Raw genomic sequence first — 23,204 nt, 5'->3', positions numbered from 1 at the left:
GAAACCGTCGTATGAAATTTCCTTCCCCCAGAAACGCGAAACCCCCGCCGAGGCGGGGGTTTCGAGTCAGGGATTCTGCACCCTGTCGGTTACCGAGAGCGGCCTGCTGGCCATCAGAACCAGGGCGTAGCTCAGCTTCTTGTAGGTACGGAACACCATCAGCAGGCCGGCGCGTTCGTCGGGAATCTTCACCGACTCACCGGTAACGCGGTCGCGCACCGTCTCGCCGACCTTGTAGATCGCCAGCACATTGCCCTCGGCCAGCCCGTCGCGCTGGCCACGGTTCAGGGTGACCACGTCGAACTGGCCGATCTGGGTCACGCCGCGCGGTACGTCGATGATTTCGCCCTTCACCTCGCGGCTCGGCTCGCCGGGCATGAAGGTGGAATTCACCGCACGCTCCTCGGTGGGGAACAGGCGGTCGCCCAGGCGCACTTCCTGGGTGGTGCGGGTCAGCGCCAGGGTCGCGACGTCGCCTTCGGTGGCCACCACCTCGCCGCCGCCGATGTCGTCGGCGTTGATGCCGAGGACTTCCTTGGTCTTCGGATCGATGTAGACCTTGCCCTGGCGGAAGATGCCATAGGCCGGCTGGCCGTCGGCGAACTTGCCGCGGGCGTAGATGCGGTCGCCGGTGCCGCTGACGATCCGCTCGGCGTTGCCGGCGACGATGTACGGCGCGCTGGTGAAGGTCTTCTCGTCATCGACGATGCGGTTGGCCAGCAGGAAGCTGTTGATCTTGTCCAGCGGGATGGTCGGGATGGCCTCGGCGATCGGCGTGCTGCGGATCTTCGGCGACAGCTTGATGGTCCCGCGCGATTCGCCACGGTTCAGCACCAGGCGCGGCTGGCCATCGACGTAGACCAGGCTGAGGGTGTCGCCGGGGTAGATCAGGTGGGGATTCTGGATCTGCGGGTTGGCGTGCCAGAGTTCCGGCCACTTCCATGGCTGGCGGAGGAATTTCCCCGAGATGTCCCACAGGGTATCGCCCCTGACCACCGTGTAGCGGTCCGGATGCCCTTCCCTGAGGTCGACCTGGGCCTGCGCCAGACCGCTCGCGGCAAGGAGCAGAAGGGCGACTAGTGATTTCCTCATGCAGTGAATCCCTTTATCATGTCGACATACGCGAAACGCCCGAAGCCCGCGAGAAACGCGGTCTGAAGCCGTTTTCAAGCTGCGCGCCATCTTAGCAGCGGATTTTCAATCGATTCCACAAGTGCATCACAAACGCATATGGCCATCCTGAACATTCTCGAATTCCCCGATCCGCGCCTGCGGACCATCGCCAAACCGGTGGAGGTGGTCGACGACGCGGTGCGCCAGCTGATCGACGACATGTTCGAAACCATGTACGAAGCCCCGGGCATCGGCCTCGCCGCGACCCAGGTGAACGTGCACAAGCGCATCGTGGTCATGGACCTCAGCGAAGACAAGTCCGAGCCGAGGGTATTCATCAACCCCGAGTTCGAACCGCTGACCGAGGATATGGACCAGTACCAGGAAGGCTGCCTGTCGGTACCCGGCTTCTACGAGAACGTGGACCGACCGCAGAAGGTCCGGATCAAGGCCCTCGACCGCGACGGCAACCCCTTCGAGGAGGTCGCCGAAGGCCTGCTGGCGGTATGCATCCAGCACGAATGCGACCACCTCAACGGCAAGCTGTTCGTCGACTACCTGTCCACCCTCAAGCGCGACCGCATCCGCAAGAAGCTGGAAAAGCAGCATCGACAGCAGGCGTGACCCCATCCCCCAAAGGCTTGCCCCGGCAAGCCTTTTTCTTTTAGCGAGCCCCGCATGAGCCAAGCATTGCGCATCGTCTTCGCCGGAACCCCGGAATTCGCCGCCGAGCATCTCAAGGCCCTGCTCGACACCCCACATCGGATCGTCGCCGTCTACACCCAGCCCGACCGGCCGGCCGGCCGCGGGCAGAAACTGATGCCCAGCGCGGTGAAGAGCCTGGCCCTGGAGCATGGCCTACCGGTCATGCAGCCGCAGAGCCTGCGCAATGCCGAGGCCCAGGCGGAGCTGGCGGCGCTGCGCGCGGACCTGATGGTGGTGGTCGCCTATGGCCTGATCCTGCCCCAGGCGGTACTCGATATCCCGCGCCTGGGCTGCATCAACAGCCACGCCTCGCTGCTGCCGCGCTGGCGCGGCGCCGCGCCGATCCAGCGCGCGGTGGAAGCCGGCGACGCAGAGAGCGGCGTCACCGTGATGCAGATGGAAGCAGGGCTCGACACCGGCCCGATGCTGCTCAAGGTGAGCACGCCGATTTCCGCCGCGGACACCGGCGGCAGCCTGCACGACCGGCTCGCCGCGCTCGGCCCGAAAGCGGTGGTCGAAGCCATCGCCGGCCTGGCCGCCGGCACCCTGCATGGCGAGGTCCAGGACGACGCCCTGGCCACCTACGCGCACAAGCTGAACAAGGACGAGGCACGCCTCGACTGGAGCCGTCCGGCCGTCGAACTGGAGCGCCAGGTCCGCGCCTTCACCCCCTGGCCGGTCTGCCACACCAGCCTCGCCGATGCGCCGCTGAAAGTCCTCGGTGCCAGCCTGGGGCAGGGCAGCGGGGCGCCCGGAACTATCCTTGAGGCCAGCCGCGACGGCCTGCTGGTCGCCTGCGGCGAAGGCGCCCTGCGCCTGACCCGCCTGCAAGTGCCGGGCGGCAAGCCACTGGCCTTCGCCGACCTCTACAACAGCCGTCGCGAGCAATTCGCCACCGGCCAGGTGCTCGGCCAATGAACCCGCGTCTCGCCGCCTGCCAGGCACTGGCCGCGGTGCTCGCCGGACGCGCCTCGCTGTCTGGCGCGTTGCCGCCGCAACTGGACAAGGTCGCCCCGCGCGATCGCGGCCTGACCCAGGAGCTGGCCTTCGGCGCGGCGCGCTGGCAACCGCGTCTGCAGGCCCTGGCCGCGCGCCTGTTGCAGAAGCCGTTCAAGGCCGCCGACACCGATATCCACGCCCTGCTGCTGATCGGCCTCTACCAGTTGCTCTACACGCGGATTCCGCCGCACGCCGCGATCGGCGAGACCGTCGGCTGCGCCGACAAGCTGAAGAAGGGCTGGGCCAAGGGCGTGCTCAACGCCGTGCTGCGCCGCGCGCAGCGCGAAGGCGAGACGCTGCTGGCCGAGGTCGACCGCGATCCCTCGGCGCGCCTGGGCCATCCGCGCTGGCTGCTGAAAGCGCTCAAGCAGGCCTGGCCGGAGCAACTCGACACGCTCTGCGCGGCGAACAACGCACACCCGCCGATGACCTTGCGGGTCAATCGGCGCCACGGCGAGCGCGATGCCTACCTGGCCGAACTCGCCGAAGCCGGGATCGAGGCCCGCGCCTGCGACTACAGCCGCGACGGCATCCAGCTCGCCGCGCCGCGCGACGTACGCGAACTACCGGGCTTCGCGGAGGGCCGCGTCAGCGTCCAGGACGAAGCCGCGCAACTGGCCGCCGAGCTGCTCGAAAGCGCGCCCGGCCAGCGTGTCCTCGACGCCTGCTGTGCGCCTGGCGGCAAGACCTGCCACCTGCTGGAAACCCAGCCGGGACTGGCCGAAGTGATCGCCGTCGACCTCGAGGAGAGCCGCCTGGTAAGGGTTCGGGAAAACCTCCAGCGGCTCGGCCTGCAAGCCAGCCTGGTCGCCGCCGACGCCAGGGCCACCGGGGAGTGGTGGGACGGCAAGCCGTTCCAGCGCATCCTCCTCGACGCGCCGTGCTCGGCCACCGGGGTGATCCGCCGCCACCCGGACATCAAGCTGGCGCGCAAGCCGGAAGACATCGCCGCCCTGGCGCACCTGCAAGGTGAATTGCTCGACGCACTGTGGCCTACCCTGGAAGTCGGCGGCGTGCTGCTCTATGCCACCTGTTCGGTGATGCCGGCGGAAAACAGCGACAGCATCGCCGCCTTCCTCGCCCGTACGCCCGGCGCCCGCGAACTGGACCTTCCCGGCCCCTGGGGCATGAAACAGCCCCACGGCCGCCAGTTGTTGCCGCAGGTGGAAGGCCACGATGGCTTCTACTATGCCAAGCTGATCAAGATATCCGCCCGTTGATCGAAACCTGACGAGCCGTTCCTGCCATGAAAATCATCATCCTAGGTGCCGGCCAGGTCGGCGGCACACTGGCCGAGCACCTGGCCAGCGAAGCCAACGACATCACCGTGGTCGACACCGACGGCGACCGCCTGCGCGACCTCGGCGACCGCCTCGACATCCGCACCGTGCAAGGCAAGGCCTCGTTCCCCACGGTGCTGCGCCAGGCCGGCGCCGACGACGCCGACATGCTGGTGGCGGTGACCAATAGCGACGAGACCAACATGGTCGCCTGCCAGGTCGCCTACACCCTGTTCAACACCCCGACCAAGATCGCCCGCGTCCGCGAGCCGGCCTACCTGACCCGTACCGGCCTGTTCGACAACGAGGCGATCCCGGTGGACGTGCTGATCAGTCCGGAGCAGGTGGTCACCAACTACATCAAGCGCCTGATCGAACATCCCGGCGCGTTGCAGGTGATCGACTTCGCCGAAGGCAAGGCGCAACTGGTCGGGATCAAGGCCTACTACGGCGGCCCTCTGGTAGGGCAGGAGCTGCGCCAGTTGCGCGAGCACATGCCGAACGTGGATACCCGCGTCGCCGCGATCTACCGCCGCAACCGGCCGATCATTCCCCAGGGCGACACGGTGATCGAGGCCGACGACGAAGTCTTCTTCATCGCCGCCAAGGCCCATATCCGCGCGGTAATGGGCGAGATGCGCAGGCTCGACGACAGCTACAAGCGGATCATCATCGCCGGCGGCGGCAATGTCGGCGAGCGCCTGGCCGAGGCCATCGAGAGCCGCTACCAGGTGAAGATCATCGAGCGCAGCCCGCTGCGCTGCCGGCACCTCTCGGATACCCTGGACAGCACCATCGTGCTCAACGGCAGCGCTTCCGACCGCGACCTGCTGCTGGAGGAGAACATCGGCGAGACCGACGTGTTCCTCGCCCTGACCAACGACGACGAGGCCAACATCATGTCCTCGCTGCTGGCCAAGCGGCTCGGCGCGAGCAAGGTGATGACCCTGATCAACAACCCGGCCTATGTCGACCTGGTGCAAGGCGGCGAGATCGACATCGCCATCAGCCCGCAACTGGCGACCATCGGCACCCTGTTGGCCCACGTTCGCCGCGGCGACATCGAGAGCGTACACTCGCTGCGCCGCGGCGCAGCCGAAGCGATCGAGGTGGTGGCCCATGGCGACGCCAAGTCGAGCAAGGTGATCGGTCGCTCGATCAACGAGATCAAGCTGCCGCCGGGCACCACCATCGGCGCGCTGGTGCGCGACGAGGAAGTGCTGATCGCCCACGGCGACACCCACATCGAGAGCGGCGACCACGTGCTGCTGTTCCTGGTCGACAAGAAATACATCCGCGACGTCGAGCGACTGTTCCAGGCCGGCCTGACGTTCTTCTGAGGCACGCCCTATCGCGAACGGCGATAGGGCTTCGGCCTACGAACACGAAGGGGCCGCGTGCCTCCTTCGCAACGGCCGAAGCCCCCTGTTCCGTGCAAAGCCTGGCCGGAGCCGGGCACAATGGCCGACATCGTTGGAAGAGGGCAGGATGATGATCGAAGGTCTGGAAAAGATGCTGGCCAAAGGCGTGGACAATGCGCTGCTGCGCTTCGGCCTGGGCAAGGGCTACCTGGACGCGGGCGACGCCGAACGCGCGACGGAACACCTCCAGCGTTGCGTAGAGCAGGACCCGAAGTATTCCGCTGGCTGGAAACTGCTGGGCAAGGCGCGCCAGGCTGCCGGCGATCTCGCGGGCGCCCGGCAGGCCTGGGAGCAAGGCCTGGCAGCTGCCGCGACGCATGGCGACAAGCAGGCCGAAAAGGAAATGACGGTGTTCCTGCGCAAGCTCGATAGGGCGAGAACCTGAGCGTCCGGCCGAGGCTCGCGCTTCCCCGGCCAGGACGGAGTACAGCGCGTTCTCTCCACCCGTAGGCCGGAGTTCCGGCAGACGGGTCGGGCGTCCTCATCCAGCGCTGGCGGAACGGTTCGAGCACGCCCCGACGACACTTTTACAAAGACCTGTTCCACACATTCGTAGGCAACTTCTGTCAACGATGTAGCCTGCATCCCGAACGCCCAACACCCCATTGAGCGACCGCTGCCGGCCCTCTAGCTTCGACTCATCGCTTCGGTCCAAGCCCGAACGCGACACCCGACTTCAACTACTTTTCCGGAGCCAACATGTCGAAGCACGAGCGTTCAGTCCCGTCCTATGTCGAATACCCATACGAGCAAGCGATTCTCTACGTTCACCGGAACGCCTCCGCCAATGAGATGCTCGAATCCGTACAGGAGCGCCTGAGGGCTCTCCTCGGTCTCCTCCAGGCCTTGGAAAGGATCGAAGTGCGGACAGGGCAGGGCGTTCCCATTCAGCGCGTGGCGCACATCCTGGTCACGCTCGGCGGCGATGCCCTGACGCTGCTCACGGCCGCGCACCGGGCTACCACCTCCTGAACGAAGAAGGGCGCAACGGTCACGGCCGTTGCGCCCTTCCTCCAGACTGCCTCGATGAGCCTCAAGCGTTGCTCTGCGGCCGCCCCGGCAGCATCTTCAGGATGCCGTTGAGTAGCATGCCGTAGAGCGGCACGAACAGCAGAAGGCTGATGCTCAGCTTCACTCCGTAGTCCACCGTGGCGATTTCCACCCAGTGCTGCGCCATGAACGGATTGTCGCTGCGCCAGAACGCCACGAAGAAGAAGGTGAAGGTGTCCAGCAGGTTGCCGAGGATGGTCGAGGCGACTGGCGCGGTCCACCAGTGCCGGGAACGACGGAGGCGGTCGAATACCTGGATGTCGAGGATCTGCCCGAGCACATAGGCGAGGAAGCTTGCCAGGGAGATCCGTGCGACGAAGGTGTTGAACTCGAGCAGCGCGGAGAAACCACGGAACGCCGCTTCCTGGAACAACACCGAGACCACGTAGGAGGCGATCAACGCCGGGATCATGACCCGGGCGATGACCAGCCGGGCAGGGCCCTTGCCCAGCAAGCGCACGGTGAGGTCGGTAGCCAGGAAGATGAACGGAAAGCTGAAGGCGCCCCAGGTGGTGTGCCAGCCAAACAGGGTGATCGGCAACTGCACCAGGTAGTTGCTGGCGATGATGATGACGATGTGGAAGGCGATCAGGCCGGCCAGGGTGCCGCGCCAGGCCGCCGGAGAAGAGGCTGACATGTACTGTCCTTTTTGCGCGATGGGGTGAGGGAACCCATGCCCGGCACCATGCCGAGCGGCGCGCATTCTAGCCGATAACCGGCAGCAGTTTCGCCCACTCTGTGATCAGTGGCTCATGCCTGGGGTTCCACGTGGAACATCACCGTTCAGGCTTCGCTGAGAAAGCGCAGGCCGACGCCTTCCGCATCGACTCGCACGACTTCCATCTGCAGGATCGGCGCGTCGATCGGCAGATCCTGTACCTGGCCAGTAACGACACTGCCTGTTGGGAGCTGGGTCAGATCCGGGTGTTTGACATAGACCCCGGTGTCGGAGAGGTCGCGTGTCTGCGCCATCAGCTCGCCAAATAACGGGTGACTGATACGGATTCGGCACTTGAGCGGGGTTCGTGGGTATTGTCGTTGATTATCCATCGAGTCCCTCGGGACCTGCGGAGGAGGCGGCAGAGCTGAGCATAGTACCCGGATATGAAAAAGGCGTCTTCCGACGCCCTTTCCTCAGTACCATTTTTTCTCGCCATCCGGGCGGTTCTTGAAGCGCTTCATGCTCCACATGTACTGGCTGGGATAGGCTCGTACATACTTCGCCAACTCGCGGCTCATGGCTGCTACAGACACTTCCAGGTCCTTGTCGTACATGTCCGCCGGAGCCGCTTCGAGGATCACCTTGTAACCGCTACCATCGGGCAGGCGCACCGCATGGAAGAACACTCCACGCGCCTTGCCGCGTGAAAGCAACTGCGGGACGAACTTGCTGATCAATGCAGTGGTGCCCAGGTAGGGCACGAAGAGCCCAGCGGTACGCGCGGGCTCGGGGTCGGCGGGAATCCCTACGCAACCGCCTTTCTTCACTTCCTTGATGACACTGAGGATACCCTCCGGAGTGGAAGGTGCGACGCGATTGCCCAATTGCACGCGTTGCTTCTTCAGCAACTCGTCCACTGCCTTCAGCTTGGGCGGACGATAGAAGATGATCGGCTTGGCGTAAGAGCAATAGAAGTGGTTGAGTACTTCCCAGTTTCCCAGGTGACTGGTAATGCCGACCAGGCCATCGCCGGAAGCCAGCGCTTCCTCCAGCACTTCCATGCCTTCGACCTCGCGGATGTACCTCAGCGACTTTTCAGGCGGCCAGATCCAGGCACAGGCACTTTCGGTGAGGGTACGGCCAATATCCATCAGGCTTTGTCCGACCAGCTTTTCCAGTTCGGTTTCGGACAACTCGGGGAAGCACTTGGACAGGTTGATCCGCACTACCTCGCGGGATCGATTCGGCAATTTCCACATCAGCCAGCCTATGCCGGCCCCGACGCCTTGCACGGCACGCCAGGGCAATAGCGCGAACAGGCGTAGGGCCCCCACCACCAGGGCACCTTTGAATTTCTCCACGAAACACTCCTCGCTCGACTCGAACGCGCATTGTACGCCAGGAAGAAGGGCGAGGGCGGCAGCCAAGGAAGCGGGGCGACCAGCTATGCTGCGCGCCGATGTTCCACGTGGAACATCCGAACGCATCCATCAGGGAGCGCCCGGCTAGCCGACGAGTTGGGCGTAACGGTCGCAGTCCTGGGTATGGTCCATGACCATGCCGCTGGCCTGCATGAGGGCGTAGCAGATGGTCGGCCCGACGAAGTTGAAGCCGGCCCTGCGCAGCGCCTTGCTCATGGCCTCGGCTTCCGGGGTAATCGCCGGCACCTCGGCACGACCAGCGAAATGGTTGATCTTCGGCTGGCCGCCGACGAAGGACCAGAGGAACCCAGCCGGGTCATCCAGCTCCAGCCAGGCCTGGGCGTTCTGCCGCGCAGCGTTGAGCTTGGCCCGATTGCGAATGATGCCGGGGTCGAGCATCAGTTCGTCGATCTCAGCGTCGCTCATTTGTGCCACCCGCTGCACGTCGAAGCCGAACAGCACCTCGCGGTAGCGCTCGCGCTTCTTCAGCACGGTGATCCAGGACAACCCGGCCTGGAAGCCCTCCAGCAGCAGAAGTTCGAACAGCGCGTCGGGATCGCGCTGCGGCACACCCCACTCCTCGTCGTGGTAGGCCATGTAGAGAGGATCGTCGTTGCACCAGAAGCAGCGTGGCATAAGGCTTTCCGTGGTTTTCCAGGGATCGGGGGGACGGGCGAGGCGGCGCGGGAATCGGGTATACTTCCGCGTTTTGTATCGAAGCCTCAGCACAGGTGAATTTCGTGAGCCAGACTACGCCCGCCGTGCGCACCTTCCAAGACCTGATTCTCGCCCTGCAGAACTACTGGGCCGAGCAGGGCTGCGTGGTGCTGCAGCCCTACGACATGGAAGTGGGCGCCGGCACCTTCCACACCGCCACCTTCCTCCGCGCCATCGGCCCGGAGACCTGGAACGCCGCCTACGTCCAGCCGAGCCGCCGCCCCACCGACGGCCGCTACGGCGAGAACCCCAACCGCCTGCAGCACTACTACCAGTTTCAGGTGGTCCTGAAGCCGAACCCGGAGAACTTCCAGGAGCTGTACCTCGGCTCGCTGAAAGCCATCGGCATCGACCCGCTGGTCCACGACATCCGCTTCGTCGAGGACAACTGGGAGTCGCCGACCCTCGGCGCCTGGGGCCTGGGTTGGGAAATCTGGCTGAACGGCATGGAAGTCACCCAGTTCACCTACTTCCAGCAGGTCGGCGGCATCGAGTGCTATCCGGTCACCGGCGAGATCACCTACGGCCTGGAGCGCCTGGCCATGTACCTGCAGGGCGTGGACTCGGTCTACGACCTGGTCTGGACCGACGGCCCGTTCGGCAAGGTCACCTATGGCGACGTGTTCCACCAGAACGAGGTGGAGCAATCCACTTTCAACTTCGAGCACGCCAACGTGCCGAAACTGTTCGAACTGTTCGACTTCTACGAAAGCGAAGCCAACCGCCTGATCGCGCTGGAGCTGCCGTTGCCGACCTACGAGATGGTCCTCAAGGCTTCGCATACCTTCAACCTGCTGGATGCGCGGCGCGCCATCTCGGTCACCGAGCGCCAGCGCTACATCCTTCGCGTGCGTACCCTGGCCCGCGCCGTGGCGCAGAGCTACCTGCAGGCCCGCGCGCGCCTCGGCTTCCCCATGGCCACCCCCGAATTGCGTGACGAAGTACTGGCCAAGCTGAAGGAGGCCGAATGATGAGCGCCAAGGATTTCCTGGTCGAACTGGGCACCGAAGAGCTGCCGCCAAAAGCCCTCAACAGCCTCGGCGAAGCCTTCCTCAGCGGTATCGAGAAGGGCCTCAAGGCTGCCGGTCTGAGCTATGCCGCTGCGCGTTTCTATGCGGCGCCGCGCCGTCTCGCCGTGCTGGTCGAGCAACTCGCCGTGCAGCAGCCCGACCGTACCGTCAACCTAGACGGCCCGCCGCTACAGGCCGCCTTCGACGCCAGCGGTAACCCGACCCAGGCCGCCCTGGGCTTCGCCAAGAAGTGCGGCGTGGATCTGCAGCAGATCGACAAGAGCGGTCCGAAGCTGCGCTTCAGCCAGACCATCGCCGGCCAACCGGCCGCCGGCCTGCTGCCGGGCATCGTCGAGGCCTCGTTGAACGAACTGCCGATTCCCAAGCGGATGCGCTGGGCAGCTCGCCGCGAGGAGTTCGTGCGTCCGACCCAATGGCTGGTGATGCTGTTCGGCGACGACGTGGTCGAGTGCGAGATCCTCGCCCAGAAAGCCGGGCGCGAATCCCGTGGCCACCGCTTCCACAATCCGGACAATGTGCGTATTTCCAGCCCGGCAGCGTACCTGGAAGACCTGCGCGGCGCTCATGTGCTGGCCGATTTCGCCGAGCGCCGCGAGCTGATCGCCAAGCGCGTGGCCGAACTGGCCGCCGAGCAACAGGGCAGCGCCATCGTGCCGCCGAGCCTGCTCGACGAAGTGACTGCACTGGTCGAGTGGCCGGTGCCGCTGGTCTGCTCCTTCGAGGAGCGCTTCCTCGAGGTCCCGCAGGAAGCCCTGATCACCACCATGCAGGACAACCAGAAATACTTCTGCCTGCTGGACGCCAACGGCAAGCTGCTGCCGCGCTTCATCACCGTCGCCAACGTCGAGAGCAAGGCGCCGGAGAACATCGTCAGCGGTAACGAGAAGGTGGTTCGTCCGCGCCTCACCGACGCCGAGTTCTTCTTCAAGCAGGACAAGAAGCAGCCGCTCGAAAGCTTCAACGAGCGCCTGCGCAACGTAGTGTTCCAGGCCCAGCTCGGCACCGTGTTCGAGAAGGCCCAGCGCGTCTCCGGCCTGGCCGCCTACATCGCCGAACGTATAGGCGGCAATGCGCAGAACGCCGCGCGCGCCGGCATCCTGTCCAAGTGCGACCTGGCGACCGAGATGGTCGGCGAGTTCCCCGAGATGCAGGGCATCGCCGGCTACTACTACGCCACCCACGGCGGCGAAGCGGAAGACGTCGCCCTGGCCCTCAACGAGCAGTACATGCCGCGCGGCGCCGGCGCCGAGCTACCCTCGACCCTGACCGGCGCCGCCGTGGCGGTGGCCGACAAGCTCGATACCCTGGTCGGTATCTTCGGCATCGGCATGCTTCCCACCGGCAGCAAGGACCCCTACGCGCTGCGCCGCGCTGCGTTGGGCGTGCTGCGCATCCTCATCGAGAAGCAGCTCGACCTGGACCTGGTAGCCGCGGTCAACGCCGCCGTCGAGCAATACGGCGACAAGGTCAAGGCCGCCGGCCTGGCCGAGCAGGTGCTGGACTTCGTGTTCGACCGCCTGCGCGCGCGCTACGAGGACGAAGGCGTGGACGTGGCCGTGTACCAGTCGGTGCGCGCGCTCAAGCCAAGCTCGCCGCTGGACTTCGACCAGCGCGTACAGGCCGTCCAGGCCTTCCGCCAGTTGCCTGAAGCCGAGGCCCTGGCCGCGGCGAACAAACGGGTGTCGAATATTCTCGCCAAGTCCGAGGATGAGGTTCCGCCGAGCGTGGATGCCAGCCTGCTGGTGGAAGCCGCCGAGAAGGCCCTGGGCAGCGCCGTGGCGAACGCCGAAAGCGAAGTCGCGCCGCTGGCAGCGGCACGCGACTATCGCGCCGCGCTGGCCCGCCTGGCGGCCTTGCGCGAGCCGGTGGATACGTTCTTCGCCGATGTGATGGTCAATGTCGACGACGCGGCGGTGCGCGCCAACCGCTATGCGCTGCTGGCCAAGCTGCGCGGGTTGTTCCTCGGGGTGGCGGACATCTCGCTGCTCGGCTGAGCCAGTCCCGCCTCGAAGAAAAGGCCCGGCGTCCTCGCGACACCGGGCCTTTTTCACTACAGGACCTTCAGATACTCCAGCAGCGCGCGCTTCTCCTCGGCCGACAGGCTGGTGCCGTACTCATGGCCGCAGCGGCTGTTGCCGGAATCACGCTGCTCGCAGCCGGTGGTCTTCAGCACATAGCTGCCGAATTGGGTCTGCTGGGCGGCGAGGCCGACCTTGTCCACGTCGTAGGCCGAGCCCACCGGGAAGGATTCCACCCGCTCCGCGGCCGGCTTCAGCAACTCTTCCAGGGTCGGCACCGAGCCGTTGTGCAGGTACGGCGCCGCCGCCCAGATCCCCTGCAGGACCCGCGACTCGTAGGGGTAGGGGTCGGCCTGGGTACGCACCGGCTTCTGGAAGGCGGTCAGCAGTTGCCGGGTTTCGTCGGTCATCACGCTTTCCGGCTTGACCGCCGCCGCCTTGGCATCGTGCTTCTCACCGAGGATCGGCACGAAGTGCTGCAGGATCGAACCGGCCACCGCTACGGCGAGTACATCGAAGGCTCCGTCGGTCGCCTTCAGCGGCTGGCCGAACGGCATCCGCGCGCCCTCCATCACGCCGGTCTGCACCTGGCCATCGAGGATGGCGTGCTGGCGGCTGTCGCTGCCGACGTCCCTCAGCGGAGTGTCCCAAAGCACCAGGTCCTTGATCCGGATGCCGTGGCACTCCACGCAGCCACCCTCGTCGGTCTTGCGGGCGAAGATCAGCGCGCCTTTCCTGGCCAGGTGCTTGTCCACCGCCCAGGGCCACTTCGGCGGGCCGATCTTCTTGATCAGCTCCTCCAGCTTGCCCAACCCGTGGAAGTTGGCCGAGTTGACCTTCAGGTAGTCCATGCCCAGCAGGTGGAACTTGCTCTTCTGCGGGTGGAAGGTGGCGAACACCCCGTAGACCTCGCCGACATTGCGCGCCAGGCCGAGCAGGTCGTTGCCGTTGGCGGCGAAGCCGGGCCACTGGGTCTTGTTCTGCCGCGCCGCGTTCCACAGGAACGGGTAGCGCACCGGCGCATCCGCCGCCTTGATGTTGTCGGGAATCAGATAGGGCGGCGCGGTGCCGATATCCAGCCCGGTAAGGCGGTTGAAGATCATCGATACCGCGTCCAGCCGCGCCGGTCCCCAGGTGTCCTTGGGCAGCGCGCGCTCGATCAGCGTGTGATAGGGCTCGTACCATTCCTTCACCGCCGCGAGCAGGGCGTCGCGCGCACCGGGAGGCGGATTGGCCCCGAGGATCTGCTTGGCGAAGGCGTCGAAGGCGGCGTCATCTCTGGTCAGCGGTCCCACGGCCCGATCGAGGTCGGCGAGGAATGCCTGGAAGTCGACGATCGCCGGACCGCCGTCGATCCGATAGGCCGTGCCCTTCACCTCGATCTGCCGGGTATGGCAGGCCGAACAGGTCATGCCGACCATCTGCCGGGCGCCCGTGCCGGCTACGGTGAAGCCCACCGGCAGGCCTTCCGCGGGCGCCTTGGGATTGGGCAAATAGCCGTAGCGGGCCAGGCTGTCGGCGAGGAAAGGCGTTCCATCCGGCTGTCGCAACGCCTTGAGCCAGGGCAGGGGCATCACCTGCGAGCCCTGGTCGCGGCTGTAGAAGTCCTGGCGGTGGCTTTCGGTCCATTCCTTGCCCTGGTCGAGCATGACCGGAGCGGCCGTCAGGGCGGCGGAAGAAAGAGCCAGGGAAACGAGGGACAAGCTTGAAAGGTGCAGTGTCTTTTTCAGGCGTTTCACGGTTACCGTCCTTGGGAACGGGCAGACGCCCCGGAACTCCCCGTCGTCATGCCCGCTCCACCTGTGGTGGAAACACGGCCGGTCGGCCGTGCTGGCATGCGATAGGCGCTTACTGCGTTACTCCGGTGATCCACCCGCCAAGGGGTTCGCACGTACTCCGAGACACCCACTGCTGCGTGCCAAATGACTCCCTGGCCTGGGATTGCCATTCCATTGCCATTATTGAATCTAGTACAGATTGTCCAGCGTAGGGGGCTCGTCGATCCATCCGCGATGCTCCGGCTGGCTGAGGTAGAATCGATCCTTTCCGTTCATGGCCAACTGCGCATCGATGTCCCGTTCCCTGCTGATTCTCGACCGCGATGGAGTCATCAACCTCGACTCCGACGATTACATCAAGACCCTCGACGAGTGGATCCCCATCCCCAGCTCGATCGAGGCCATCGCCCGCCTGAGCCAGGCCGGCTGGACCGTCGCGGTGGCTACCAACCAGTCCGGCATCGCCCGTGGCTATTACGACCTGGCAGTGCTCGAGGCCATGCATGCGCGCTTGCGCGAACTGGTCGCGGAGCAGGGCGGCGAGGTCGGCCTCATCGTCTATTGTCCGCATGGACCGGATGACGGTTGCGACTGCCGCAAGCCGAAGCCGGGTATGCTGCGGCAGATCGGCGAGCACTACGGGGTCGATCTGTCGGGTATCTGGTTCGTCGGCGACAGCATCGGTGACCTGGAGGCGGCGCGGGCCGTCGATTGTCAGCCGGTGTTGGTAAAGACCGGAAAAGGTGTACGTACGCTGGGCAAGCCCTTGCCAGAGGGCACCCTGATATTCGACGATCTGGCGGCAGTCGCCAGCGCATTACTTCAGTAAGGTCAGAATACATGTCGACAGTGCAGGCCATCAGAACCGTCCTCTTTTACCTGCTGCTGTCCGCCAGCGCGTTCGTCTGGGGCACCCTCAGCTTCTTCATCGCGCCGATCCTGCCGTTCCGCGCCCGCTACCGCTTCGTGGTACAGAACTGGTGCCGCTTCGCGATCTGGCTGACCCGCGTGGTCGCCGGCATCCGCTACGAGGTGCGCGGACTAGAGAACATCCCGGAAAAGCCCTGCGTGATCCTCTCCAAGCACCAGAGCACCTGGGAAACCTTCTTCCTCTCCGGCTTCTTCGAGCCACTCAGCCAGGTACTAAAGCGCGAGCTGCTCTACGTGCCGTTCTTCGGCTGGGCCCTGGCCCTGCTCAAGCCCATCGCCATCGACCGCAGCCAGCCGAAGCTGGCCCTCAAGCAACTGGCCAAGCAGGGCGACGAGTGCCTGAAGAAAGGCGCCTGGGTGCTGATCTTCCCGGAAGGCACGCGTATTCCGGTGGGGCAGATGGGCAAGTTCTCCCGCGGCGGCACCGCCCTGGCGGTCAACGCCGGGCTACCGGTACTGCCGATCGCCCACAACGCCGGGCAGTATTGGCCCAAGGCCGGCTGGGCCAAGTACCCGGGCACCATCCAGGTGGTGATCGGCCCGGCGATGTACGCCGAAGGCGAAGGCCCGCGCGCCATCGCCGAGCTAAACCAGCGCGCCGAAGCCTGGGTCAGCGAGACCATGGCCGAGATCAGCCCCATCCAGCAGCGGGTCAGCCATCCGGAGCCGTCGGTGGTCTCGTGAAGGGCCGCAAAGCCCCCTGCAAGGCGCACTGTGCGCCGATTCGATAAAAGAAGCCCCGCCATAGCGGGGCTTCTTGTTTTCACGCGAGGCGCAAAGCAAGGCCGGTTGGCAACGATCGACCGAATCGACCGGCGTCCGCTGCCCACAGGAGCGGTGCAACGCCGCCAGGAGGCCCGGGCCCAGGGTGCCAATGCCGGCGAGCAACCGGGGCTCGACCACACCTTGGCAAGGCACCCCTGGCGCCCGTATCCAGGCTACCTGGCGCAAAAAGAAAACCCCGGCGCCAGGCCGGGGTTTCCATGAGGGTCGGTCTGCCGACCTGTCGAGGGGCACATAACCTGTCGCTCCCCCCTTCAGAAAAATCAGGGGTTTCAGAGGCGTTATGGGCGCTAAAAGTGTCGCCTCCCGACCGGAATTAATGTCCTTTCCCAGCACTCTGGCTTCAATAAATGTCGCTTTGCGCAGCTACCTGCCGGCGGGATCGATGCGGCTGAAGTACTCGTCTGCTAGACGCCTCGCTTCAGCATCATCTGCGGCGCTCAGCGGCTGAAGCTCGATACCCTCATGTCCTGCAACATACATCGGACCGCCTTGGTCGTCATCGTAGTCTTCGTCTGCGAACATACCGCCGTCGTGATAGGCACACAAAGAGCTTTCCCGCAGGTCCTCTCCCAAGAGCGCCGAAAGGTACACCCAGATCCAATTCTGTTTCGTGTTCTCCTGATCATAGACCTCTGTAGTGGTCTACTGATCCCGGACACCGATTTAGGCGAGAATCCTCGCCGTGAGAGAGGTGTCTGATGAGCAAGCAACGACGTACGTTTTCCGCCGAGTTCAAACGAGAGGCCGCGGCCCTGGTGTTGGACCAAGGCTACAGCCATATCGACGCCTGCCGTTCGCTGGGGGTGGTGGATTCGGCCTTGCGCCGTTGGGTGAAGCAGCTCGAGGCGGAGCGCCAGGGTGTGACCCCGAAGAGCAAGGCGTTGACGCCTGAGCAGCAAAAGATCCAGGAGCTGGAAGCCCGGATCAACCGGTTGGAGCGGGAGAAAGCGATATTAAAAAAGGCTACCGCTCTCTTGATGTCGGACGAACTCGATCGTACGCGCTGATAGACCAGTTGAGTGAGCAGGAGTCGGTGGAAGTGGTCTGTTCAGCTTTCGATGTGGCGCGGTCTTGCTACTACGTCCACCGTCTTCGACGGCGGCGTGTCGATGCTTGCCGCGTGGCGCTACGCAGCCAAGTCAACCAGTTGTTCAGCCAGAGTCGGGGCTCGGCCGGCAGCCGCAGCATTCTGGGCATGCTGCGCGAAGAGGGCGTGACCATCGGCCGTTTCCGAGTGCGTCGGTTGATGCGTGAGCTGGGCCTGGTCAGCAAGCAACCGGGCTCGCACGCCTACAAACAGGCCACGGTTGAGCGGCCGGATATCCCGAATCGGCTGAACCGCAAATTCGCGACCGAGCATCCCAATCAGGTGTGGTGTGGCGACATCACCTACGTCTGGGCGCAAGGCCGTTGGCACTACCTGGCCGCGGTGCTGGATCTGCATACCCGGCGGGTGATCGGCTGGGCGTTCTCGGCCAAGCCGGATGCCGAACTGGTGATCAAGGCCCTGGACATGGCCTACGAACAGCGCGGCAGGCCACAGCAGGTGCTGTTCCATTCAGACCAGGGCAGCCAGTACGCCAGCCGCCTGTTTCGGCAACGGCTCTGGCGCTATCGGATGCAGCAGAGCATGAGCCGTCGGGGGAATTGCTGGGATAACTCGCCGATGGAGCGCCTGTTCCGCAGTCTGAAGTCGGAGTGGGTCCCGTCAACGGGTTACCTGACGGCGCAGGAGGCCCAACGGGACATCAGTCATTACTTGATGCACCGCTACAACTGGATCAGGCCGCATCAATTCAACGACGGGTTACCACCTGCGGTGGCCGAAGAAAAACTCAACCCACTGTCCGGGATGGGTTGACCACTACACCTCCGCCCTTGTTTACGTAGCCCGCTCAACCAGCAGGGTCGGGTGGCAATGCTGGTACGTCCGGCAAGCCTACATAGAGAGACTGAATAGTTCACATCCCATCGTAAATGGCGGTGAATTCTATACCTCGGGGGCGAATCCAAAGCTTGTTATTTTTCCGCCCCTGGTTCAACCAACCGAAAACCAGGAAATGCATACCCTCAAGCTCCGACCAACTGACGCGGTGATAGCTCAGAAACGCTGCGCAAATGTCCTGTCCGATCACCACACTTACGTCTTCCTTGTCGCCGGTGTTGATCCAGTGCTCTTTATCTCTACCTTGGCGGATATCTTGAATATCGCCCCAGAATCCTCTAAATCTGCCAACATGGGCGTCGGTGACATCGGAGAAGTTGACAAATAGGTCACGCACTCGAAAAGCATTAACGTCCGGAAGCTCAATGGTCTGATCTGAACGCCTAAACTCTTCCGAGAAAATCAAATTCTTCAAAATAGGCCGTAGCCTACGCCTAGAAATCGCCCGCCGATTACCTCCTGACCCAACATACCGACCGCCTCTGGTACCACCTTCAGCACCCGATTCTGGATCACCGTTAACCTGTTCCGCAGCCCCATATCGAAGGTCCAGAACAATGTGATCTCCAGGGTTACGGAGCATGTCCTTATCTTCGCCGCCACCTTCGCCCTGCTCAGATTCTGGTGCCGCGAGCGGGCAATTAACATGAGGTCTCGCACGGAAATGCGGCCCTTGGCCACTTCGAGCCTCTTTAACAAAAATGGCCCGCGTACTGCACCTGATGCAGATCAGGTGCCGACGCTTGATGGCTATTTCGGGGGGCGGAAGCTTGGCGAATTTCACTGCGGAATACTCGCTACCATCCAGAGTGCACTTTGCTACATCCATCAGTGTCTTCGCTTATACCGTCAACTAGCGGAAAACCATCTTCAGGGAGGGGGTCTTAATGCTCACCCTGCCCCTATCACCCATCGTCTGATCGCATCACGCCCCCGCAGAGCGGGGGCTTTCACCAGCTCAGCCGGTCAGGTGAGGTCGACTACCGGAGCAATGGGACCGTAAGCTTTGACTGCTGCGATGCCGCCGTCTCGCGCTTGAGCAGTGGTATAGGTCTCGCTCTTGCCGATCACTTGCCCATTATTTGCGTGCAGAGTGAAGTAGTACTGGTAGTTAACGGACGTGAGCTTCTTGTAGTTGGTGTCGTACGGCGAGTGCACCTTCACCGATTGGATACCATTCTGGCAGTTCGCCTTGGTGGTATAGCCTTCACTGGCCAGGATTTTCTCGCCATTCGGCGCCTTCAAGCGGAAGTAATACTGACGATCTGCACCCAGGAAAATTTCGTATTTCGCGCTCATGATGATGATCTCCTACTTCTCTTTCCGGACGCCTTTGAAGGGCGTTTTGTCCGACGTTTTCACGTCCATGAATTGACCGGTTTCCGCGTCACGCTTGACCCAATGTCCAGACGGAGTCTGAGTCTGGGAACGCTGGCGCACTGCACCGTTACGATGTCCATCACCTGCCGGAGGGTTAGTAGCCATATCGATTACCACTCTGCTTAAATTATCCAGTTTAACCAGGTGTCATATAAACCCCTGAAGTCAGTACAGAGACTACGCCTTCATTCTGGATATGTAAAGCTGTTTAAGCAGATTCCCCGATGGCGAGGTAGACGTATTCAATACCGCCTGACTCAGCTGCCTCTTCTGCCCTAAGGATGTACCCCTGGTCCTTAAGCTTCTTCAGCTTGGTGCTGGCATTAGGGACGGAGATTTGCAGCGTTTCTGCCACCTTGGCTGCGGTAACCGAGCGCTGGGACAGCACGCAATCCAATAGCTCCCTCGTGGAAGAGCTGATCTCTGGCCCGATAATGTCGTAACCGTCATTCGTCCAGACAGTCAGAGGGATGTCTTTGGCCTGAGCCGCATAGCTCCAGTTGTCCAGTAGGTCTCGACTTTTGAGATCCTTCAGGAAAAAACCACGCTCCCCCTTGAAAAGCTTGGCTACGGCAACAACGCTTTCTCGTGGAAAGGATGCGTCTGTCGCTTCGATGCCGGCGAGGGAGACTCCAAAAATGGAGTACTGGGGATGGGCGTCAACAAACTCGGTGAGCCTCCCAAAGGTCGCCTTCCCCTGAACGTTGCCAAAGGGATGGTCGTCTTCGGTGAAGTCTATGAGCTTCACAGTGATCGATTTCTGATTCATTTGCTCAGTTTAACGAGGAGACTTTAGCTGTCAATTAAGAAGTCGAAGCAGATGTGGGTTCCCAAGATGGTCGGCATGTCCACGCGAGGGTAGCTGTCGTTAAGCTGTCCCCCGCTGTAAATCATTGTCAGCTCGAAGTTTTTTTGCCTGACCGTGACGGTGGCGTTGAAGTTAGCTGCCACGTCACCACTGCGTTTCAATCCGAGCCCTCTACCGTCTTCATTAGCGCTGGAGACTCGACCTTGCTTGAAAACGTGCAAAACGAGTTCTGCCCCAGCCTCAGGCTTCGAGAAGTCGAGCCTACGAAAAAGCTCCTGATACTTGTGCTCCAGAACAGGTTGAAGGCTTCCCACGATGCCTATCCCGCTGTCAGAGATCACCACCTGAATCTTCCCACCTCTCGGATAGTACTGAAGAGCTGCAAAGCCCGGAATCTCTGACTTTGCATGATCCCGGACATTACCAAACAGCTCGGAAATGAACGTGAAAGCAGACTGCGAATACTGCTCGCCCGCACAATTTACGAGGCTATTTTTCAAGCGCTTGGGGATGGACTCATCTGGATTACGATGGTCAATCGAAGCAAGCTCGACCACACCGTCATTTTTTCCGCGGTGGGTCACTGCGCCAGACTGGGAAGGGCGCGCCGGAACGACGCCCACTGCACCGGCTAAGTGGTCAAAAAAACCTAGTCGGTTGAAGTAAGTCAGCGTTGTCTTGCACGCGCTGAAGTCAATCGTCACACTTTTCCTTAGCATGACTAACTGATTGCACAGGGCCAGGATGCGCGCAGCTGCATCGATCATGATCTTGCAGCCTTTAGGCACGACGAACTCGACCTCCGAGCAAGTCTCATCCAGAGGCGATCCGGTCACTGCAAGCAAATTTTCAAATGAGGAGGCCCCCACCCATGCCTCTTCCTCAAGAGCGACAGTCAGCTTGTTCGGCTCAGTCAGTGACCAGCGCTGCTCATCATCATGAGCAAATGTCTTGGGGTTCTTGTAGAGAAGGGAGTTAACCACCCCTTTATCCAGGCCTAGTTGGCGAGCTATTTCTCTTCCCTTGGCTCCAGGGTTCGCCCGGAGAAATCGGGCAATCTCAGCAATCATCAAAGCAAAAAACCACCTAATTTCCTTGGCTAAGTAAAGGCTCTTCTAGCTAGGCCAACTCGCAACCCCGTGCGGGGGACTGAGAGACCAGCCAAGTGCCACTATAACGCAGCGATGGCATGAAGCCAGACGGCAAGTCGCTGCTCTACGTAGTCTTGAGACAACCGCTCCTGTTCTAGTCGACCAACTCCGTATCGACCAGAGCGCAGCTCCTCAAAAAGGGACCGCTCGGCAAGAGTCAGGCCATAGTCCGGTAGCTCGGCTGGCCGCTCTTCGCAAACCCCTCGCTCAACATGGGCGATCAGCGTGTCGCGATCCATCATCACGGCCTCAACATGGGGCTGCCTCAATCGTGCATCGGCGAGGAATTTCAGCCCCCATGTATCGAGATCCCCCCAGTAACCTATCCTTCTATCCTTCAGCCACTCGGCTTGTAGCCAGGCGGTATTTGCGCCTCCTCCGAACACCGCAATGGTGCCTGGTAGCTCAGGAAGTCCGTAGCCAGCCTGGAGGTTCTCGTGACCTGCCCCCAGTTTTAGTACCGCTGCCTAGTTAGTAGGCCCTGGGGTTGATATTAATTTTTCCTGCTTCAGCTGCTGCTGGCGAGTTCGCCAACTTGCAGCAAATTCTGCCGGGGTGAGATTGCCAATCGCGCTGTGCGGTCGGTGTTCGTTGTAATCCCGCCGCCAGGCCGCGATGCGGATTCTCGCTTCGGCCAGCGAACAGAACCAGTGCTCATTGAGGCATTCGTCCCGGAACTTACCGTTGAACGACTCGATGAAGGCATTCTGCGTGGGCTTACCAGGCTGAATCAGCTTCAGCTTGATGTCGCGCTGATAGGCCCATTGATCGAGTGCCTTGCCGGTGAACTCGGGCCCCTGGTCGGTGCGGATCGCTTTCGGGTAGCCGCGAAACCGCGCCATCTCGTCCAGCGCCCGTGTGACACGAAGCCGCTGATACCGTGCTCCACCAGGATGCCGACCGACTCCTTGGTGAAGTCATCGACCACCGTCAGGCATTTGATCCGCCGCCCGGTGCTCAGTGCATCGAAGACGAAGTCCATCGACCAGACCTGGTTTGGTGCGCTCGGCAAACTCAGACGTTCGCGCTCCACCGCGACGCCATGGCGGCGGCGCCGCCGTTTCACCATCAAGCCGGCAGCGCGGTACAGGCGATAGATCCGCTTGTGGTTGACCTGCACGCCAGCACGCCGCAGCAGGATGTGCAGGCGGCGATAGCCAAAGCGCCGGCGCTCTTGGGCCAGTTCCACCAGTTGGGCTTGCAGCTCGGTGTTTTGCACACTGGCTCGCGGCTGGTAGCGCAACACCGAGCGGGACAGCCCGATCAACTGACAGGCACGACGCTCGGAGATGCCGGTTCGCGCCTGCATCTCCTGCACCGCCTCCCGCCGTGCTGTCGGGCTTACCCTTTTCTCCGGGCGACCACTTTCAGCGACTCGATGTCGAGGTGGGCCTCGGCGAGCAACTTCTTCAATCGGCTGTTTTCCAGTTCAAGATCCTTCAACCGTTTGGCGTCCGCCACGGTCATACCGCCAAACTTGGCCCGCCAGGTGTAGAACGAGGCATCACTGAAGCCGTGTCGGCGACACAGTTCCTTCACCGGCACACCGGCCTCCGCCTGCTTGAGGAAGTCGAGAATCTGCTCTTCGGTAAAACGCTTTTTCACTGCCGTCTCCTGCTCGGAAAACGGACTCTACTAAGTTTGACGTGGTACTGAAATCGGGGGGCAGGTCAGGCATCCATGTCCTATCCCAAAATGACGTGAGGCCGATCATCTGGATCGGCCTCACTGGAATTCGAATGATGTGGTTTGTTGCGTCATGAGATTACCTCAAGGATTGATTCTGCATGTTCGCAGACCCAACCCCAGGCCTCGCCAGCTTTTTCCCAGAGCCAGACATAGTAGGGGATCCGTTTTACGACCTGCGCTGCCTGAACAGCTCTGGCCTTAACACCTTCTCCCTTCTTGTCCTTCTGCTGGGGGGCAGAAGAGATATTGACGCGGGCATCTTCATTGTTGTGCATATTCTGGTTGGCGTTGCCGCCGTCCAGCTTCTTCAAAAAACGCATG

23 protein-coding genes and 1 pseudogene are annotated in these 23,204 nt (G+C 62.5%); 11 read left to right on the top strand and 13 right to left on the bottom strand.

Translation table 11 applies throughout. The features are described from left to right. Positions 1–66: 66 nt before the first annotated feature. Positions 67–1,092 (bottom strand): LysM peptidoglycan-binding domain-containing protein, encoded by a 1,026-nt coding sequence (locus VQ067_RS00260; protein ID WP_003097294.1) that lies wholly within the window; start codon positions 1,090–1,092, stop codon positions 67–69. Between the two features lie 138 nt (positions 1,093–1,230). Between VQ067_RS00260 and def the strand changes: the two genes are divergently transcribed. The 6 genes from def to VQ067_RS00230 all read left to right on the top strand — a co-directional run bounded on the left by def (position 1,231) and on the right by VQ067_RS00230 (position 6,490). Continuing rightward, positions 1,231–1,737, top strand: a complete 507-nt coding sequence (def, locus tag VQ067_RS00255; RefSeq protein ID WP_003107059.1) for a peptide deformylase — start codon at positions 1,231–1,233, stop codon at positions 1,735–1,737. Between the two features lie 54 nt (positions 1,738–1,791). Beyond that, entirely contained in the window at positions 1,792–2,736 is a 945-nt protein-coding gene (gene fmt, locus VQ067_RS00250) for a methionyl-tRNA formyltransferase (RefSeq protein WP_023095008.1), read from the top strand. Continuing rightward, positions 2,733–4,037 (top strand): 16S rRNA (cytosine(967)-C(5))-methyltransferase RsmB, encoded by a 1,305-nt coding sequence (gene rsmB, locus VQ067_RS00245; RefSeq protein ID WP_023095007.1) that lies wholly within the window; start codon positions 2,733–2,735, stop codon positions 4,035–4,037. Before fmt ends, rsmB begins: the two co-directional genes overlap by 4 nt. Positions 4,038–4,063: 26 nt before the next feature. Continuing rightward, positions 4,064–5,437 (top strand): Trk system potassium transporter TrkA, encoded by a 1,374-nt coding sequence (gene trkA / locus VQ067_RS00240; RefSeq protein WP_003111375.1) that lies wholly within the window; start codon positions 4,064–4,066, stop codon positions 5,435–5,437. A gap of 148 nt (positions 5,438–5,585) precedes the next feature. Further along, entirely contained in the window at positions 5,586–5,903 is a 318-nt protein-coding gene (locus VQ067_RS00235; protein WP_003097288.1) for a tetratricopeptide repeat protein, read from the top strand. 314 nt (positions 5,904–6,217) lie between these two features. Then, on the top strand, positions 6,218–6,490 hold the full coding sequence (locus VQ067_RS00230; protein WP_033938268.1) for a hypothetical protein: 273 nt from the start codon (positions 6,218–6,220) through the stop codon (positions 6,488–6,490). Between the two features lie 61 nt (positions 6,491–6,551). Here VQ067_RS00230 and VQ067_RS00225 read toward each other — a convergent pair whose 3' ends face one another. The 4 genes from VQ067_RS00225 to VQ067_RS00210 all read right to left on the bottom strand — a co-directional run bounded on the left by VQ067_RS00225 (position 6,552) and on the right by VQ067_RS00210 (position 9,286). After that, the gene (locus VQ067_RS00225; RefSeq protein WP_003142200.1) at positions 6,552–7,205 is read right to left on the bottom strand and encodes a 7-cyano-7-deazaguanine/7-aminomethyl-7-deazaguanine transporter; all 654 of its coding nucleotides are present in this window, start codon (positions 7,203–7,205) and stop codon (positions 6,552–6,554) included. A 146-nt stretch (positions 7,206–7,351) separates the two neighbouring features. After that, the gene (locus VQ067_RS00220) at positions 7,352–7,618 is read right to left on the bottom strand and encodes a PilZ domain-containing protein (protein WP_003114645.1); all 267 of its coding nucleotides are present in this window, start codon (positions 7,616–7,618) and stop codon (positions 7,352–7,354) included. Positions 7,619–7,702: 84 nt separating this feature from the next. Next, positions 7,703–8,590, bottom strand: a complete 888-nt coding sequence (locus VQ067_RS00215; RefSeq protein ID WP_003097282.1) for a lysophospholipid acyltransferase — start codon at positions 8,588–8,590, stop codon at positions 7,703–7,705. 144 nt (positions 8,591–8,734) lie between these two features. Next, complete coding sequence (locus tag VQ067_RS00210) at positions 8,735–9,286, bottom strand: DNA-3-methyladenine glycosylase I (protein ID WP_033991582.1); 552 nt, start codon at positions 9,284–9,286, stop codon at positions 8,735–8,737. A gap of 104 nt (positions 9,287–9,390) precedes the next feature. Between VQ067_RS00210 and glyQ the strand changes: the two genes are divergently transcribed. Together glyQ and glyS are read left to right on the top strand one after the other, a co-directional pair. Next, positions 9,391–10,338, top strand: coding sequence for a glycine--tRNA ligase subunit alpha (gene glyQ / locus VQ067_RS00205; RefSeq protein ID WP_003097276.1), 948 nt, complete (start codon positions 9,391–9,393; stop codon positions 10,336–10,338). Then, the gene (glyS, locus tag VQ067_RS00200; protein WP_031638558.1) at positions 10,338–12,392 is read left to right on the top strand and encodes a glycine--tRNA ligase subunit beta; all 2,055 of its coding nucleotides are present in this window, start codon (positions 10,338–10,340) and stop codon (positions 12,390–12,392) included. Before glyQ ends, glyS begins: the two co-directional genes overlap by 1 nt. A gap of 56 nt (positions 12,393–12,448) precedes the next feature. Here the strand turns inward: glyS and VQ067_RS00195 are convergent, their stop codons facing one another. Then, the gene (locus VQ067_RS00195) at positions 12,449–14,155 is read right to left on the bottom strand and encodes a di-heme-cytochrome C peroxidase (protein WP_340080797.1); all 1,707 of its coding nucleotides are present in this window, start codon (positions 14,153–14,155) and stop codon (positions 12,449–12,451) included. A 331-nt stretch (positions 14,156–14,486) separates the two neighbouring features. Between VQ067_RS00195 and gmhB the strand changes: the two genes are divergently transcribed. The 3 genes from gmhB (at position 14,487) to VQ067_RS00180 (ending at position 17,771) form a co-directional block, all read left to right on the top strand. Further along, on the top strand, positions 14,487–15,023 hold the full coding sequence (gene gmhB, locus VQ067_RS00190; protein ID WP_003120688.1) for a D-glycero-beta-D-manno-heptose 1,7-bisphosphate 7-phosphatase: 537 nt from the start codon (positions 14,487–14,489) through the stop codon (positions 15,021–15,023). Between the two features lie 11 nt (positions 15,024–15,034). Further along, a complete protein-coding gene (locus VQ067_RS00185) occupies positions 15,035–15,808 on the top strand; it encodes a lysophospholipid acyltransferase family protein (protein WP_033991583.1) in 774 nt (257 codons plus the stop codon). Positions 15,809–16,608: 800 nt separating this feature from the next. Continuing rightward, positions 16,609–17,771, top strand: a protein-coding gene (locus VQ067_RS00180; RefSeq protein WP_108720486.1) for an IS3 family transposase whose coding sequence is annotated in 2 segments (ribosomal slippage) — positions 16,609–16,864 and positions 16,864–17,771 — 1,164 coding nt in all. Because the reading frame shifts where the segments join, the coding sequence is not laid out codon by codon here. A gap of 100 nt (positions 17,772–17,871) precedes the next feature. Here VQ067_RS00180 and VQ067_RS00175 read toward each other — a convergent pair. The 7 genes and pseudogenes from VQ067_RS00175 to VQ067_RS00145 form a co-directional block, all read right to left on the bottom strand. Next, positions 17,872–18,684 (bottom strand): hypothetical protein, encoded by an 813-nt coding sequence (locus VQ067_RS00175; protein ID WP_020750993.1) that lies wholly within the window; start codon positions 18,682–18,684, stop codon positions 17,872–17,874. Positions 18,685–18,821: 137 nt separating this feature from the next. Then, on the bottom strand, positions 18,822–19,154 hold the full coding sequence (locus VQ067_RS00170) for a YegP family protein (RefSeq protein WP_003111990.1): 333 nt from the start codon (positions 19,152–19,154) through the stop codon (positions 18,822–18,824). Between the two features lie 289 nt (positions 19,155–19,443). Further along, entirely contained in the window at positions 19,444–20,004 is a 561-nt protein-coding gene (locus tag VQ067_RS00165; RefSeq protein WP_003111989.1) for a winged helix-turn-helix domain-containing protein, read from the bottom strand. A 23-nt stretch (positions 20,005–20,027) separates the two neighbouring features. After that, complete coding sequence (locus tag VQ067_RS00160; protein WP_003111988.1) at positions 20,028–21,113, bottom strand: ATP-binding protein; 1,086 nt, start codon at positions 21,111–21,113, stop codon at positions 20,028–20,030. 101 nt (positions 21,114–21,214) lie between these two features. Further along, a complete protein-coding gene (locus tag VQ067_RS00155) occupies positions 21,215–21,646 on the bottom strand; it encodes a DUF2220 domain-containing protein (RefSeq protein ID WP_079280283.1) in 432 nt (143 codons plus the stop codon). Between the two features lie 15 nt (positions 21,647–21,661). Then, positions 21,662–22,799 (bottom strand): annotated as a pseudogene (locus tag VQ067_RS00150) (IS3-like element ISPa32 family transposase). A 152-nt stretch (positions 22,800–22,951) separates the two neighbouring features. Then, the gene (locus VQ067_RS00145; RefSeq protein WP_020751060.1) at positions 22,952–23,203 is read right to left on the bottom strand and encodes a hypothetical protein; all 252 of its coding nucleotides are present in this window, start codon (positions 23,201–23,203) and stop codon (positions 22,952–22,954) included. Position 23,204 lies beyond the last annotated feature (1 nt).

The organism is Pseudomonas sp. KBN12P06040 (assembly GCF_037574965.1).
Taxonomy (GTDB): Bacteria; Pseudomonadota; Gammaproteobacteria; order Pseudomonadales; family Pseudomonadaceae; genus Pseudomonas; species Pseudomonas aeruginosa.
The sequence above is the reverse complement of the archived record's forward strand: the minus strand, read 5'-3'. Positions and strand labels throughout refer to the sequence as shown.

Coding starts and splice junctions, on each gene's coding strand:
- VQ067_RS00260 (WP_003097294.1), bottom strand. CDS start 1,092: ATGAGGAAATCACTAGTCGCCCTTCTGCTCCTTGCCGCGAGCGGTCTG.
- def (WP_003107059.1), top strand. CDS start 1,231: ATGGCCATCCTGAACATTCTCGAATTCCCCGATCCGCGCCTGCGGACC.
- fmt (WP_023095008.1), top strand. CDS start 1,792: ATGAGCCAAGCATTGCGCATCGTCTTCGCCGGAACCCCGGAATTCGCC.
- rsmB (WP_023095007.1), top strand. CDS start 2,733: ATGAACCCGCGTCTCGCCGCCTGCCAGGCACTGGCCGCGGTGCTCGCC.
- trkA (WP_003111375.1), top strand. CDS start 4,064: ATGAAAATCATCATCCTAGGTGCCGGCCAGGTCGGCGGCACACTGGCC.
- VQ067_RS00235 (WP_003097288.1), top strand. CDS start 5,586: ATGATGATCGAAGGTCTGGAAAAGATGCTGGCCAAAGGCGTGGACAAT.
- VQ067_RS00230 (WP_033938268.1), top strand. CDS start 6,218: ATGTCGAAGCACGAGCGTTCAGTCCCGTCCTATGTCGAATACCCATAC.
- VQ067_RS00225 (WP_003142200.1), bottom strand. CDS start 7,205: ATGTCAGCCTCTTCTCCGGCGGCCTGGCGCGGCACCCTGGCCGGCCTG.
- VQ067_RS00220 (WP_003114645.1), bottom strand. CDS start 7,618: ATGGATAATCAACGACAATACCCACGAACCCCGCTCAAGTGCCGAATC.
- VQ067_RS00210 (WP_033991582.1), bottom strand. CDS start 9,286: ATGCCACGCTGCTTCTGGTGCAACGACGATCCTCTCTACATGGCCTAC.
- glyS (WP_031638558.1), top strand. CDS start 10,338: ATGAGCGCCAAGGATTTCCTGGTCGAACTGGGCACCGAAGAGCTGCCG.
- gmhB (WP_003120688.1), top strand. CDS start 14,487: ATGTCCCGTTCCCTGCTGATTCTCGACCGCGATGGAGTCATCAACCTC.
- VQ067_RS00185 (WP_033991583.1), top strand. CDS start 15,035: ATGTCGACAGTGCAGGCCATCAGAACCGTCCTCTTTTACCTGCTGCTG.
- VQ067_RS00175 (WP_020750993.1), bottom strand. CDS start 18,684: ATGGATGTAGCAAAGTGCACTCTGGATGGTAGCGAGTATTCCGCAGTG.
- VQ067_RS00170 (WP_003111990.1), bottom strand. CDS start 19,154: ATGAGCGCGAAATACGAAATTTTCCTGGGTGCAGATCGTCAGTATTAC.
- VQ067_RS00165 (WP_003111989.1), bottom strand. CDS start 20,004: ATGAATCAGAAATCGATCACTGTGAAGCTCATAGACTTCACCGAAGAC.
- VQ067_RS00160 (WP_003111988.1), bottom strand. CDS start 21,113: ATGATTGCTGAGATTGCCCGATTTCTCCGGGCGAACCCTGGAGCCAAG.
- VQ067_RS00145 (WP_020751060.1), bottom strand. CDS start 23,203: ATGCGTTTTTTGAAGAAGCTGGACGGCGGCAACGCCAACCAGAATATG.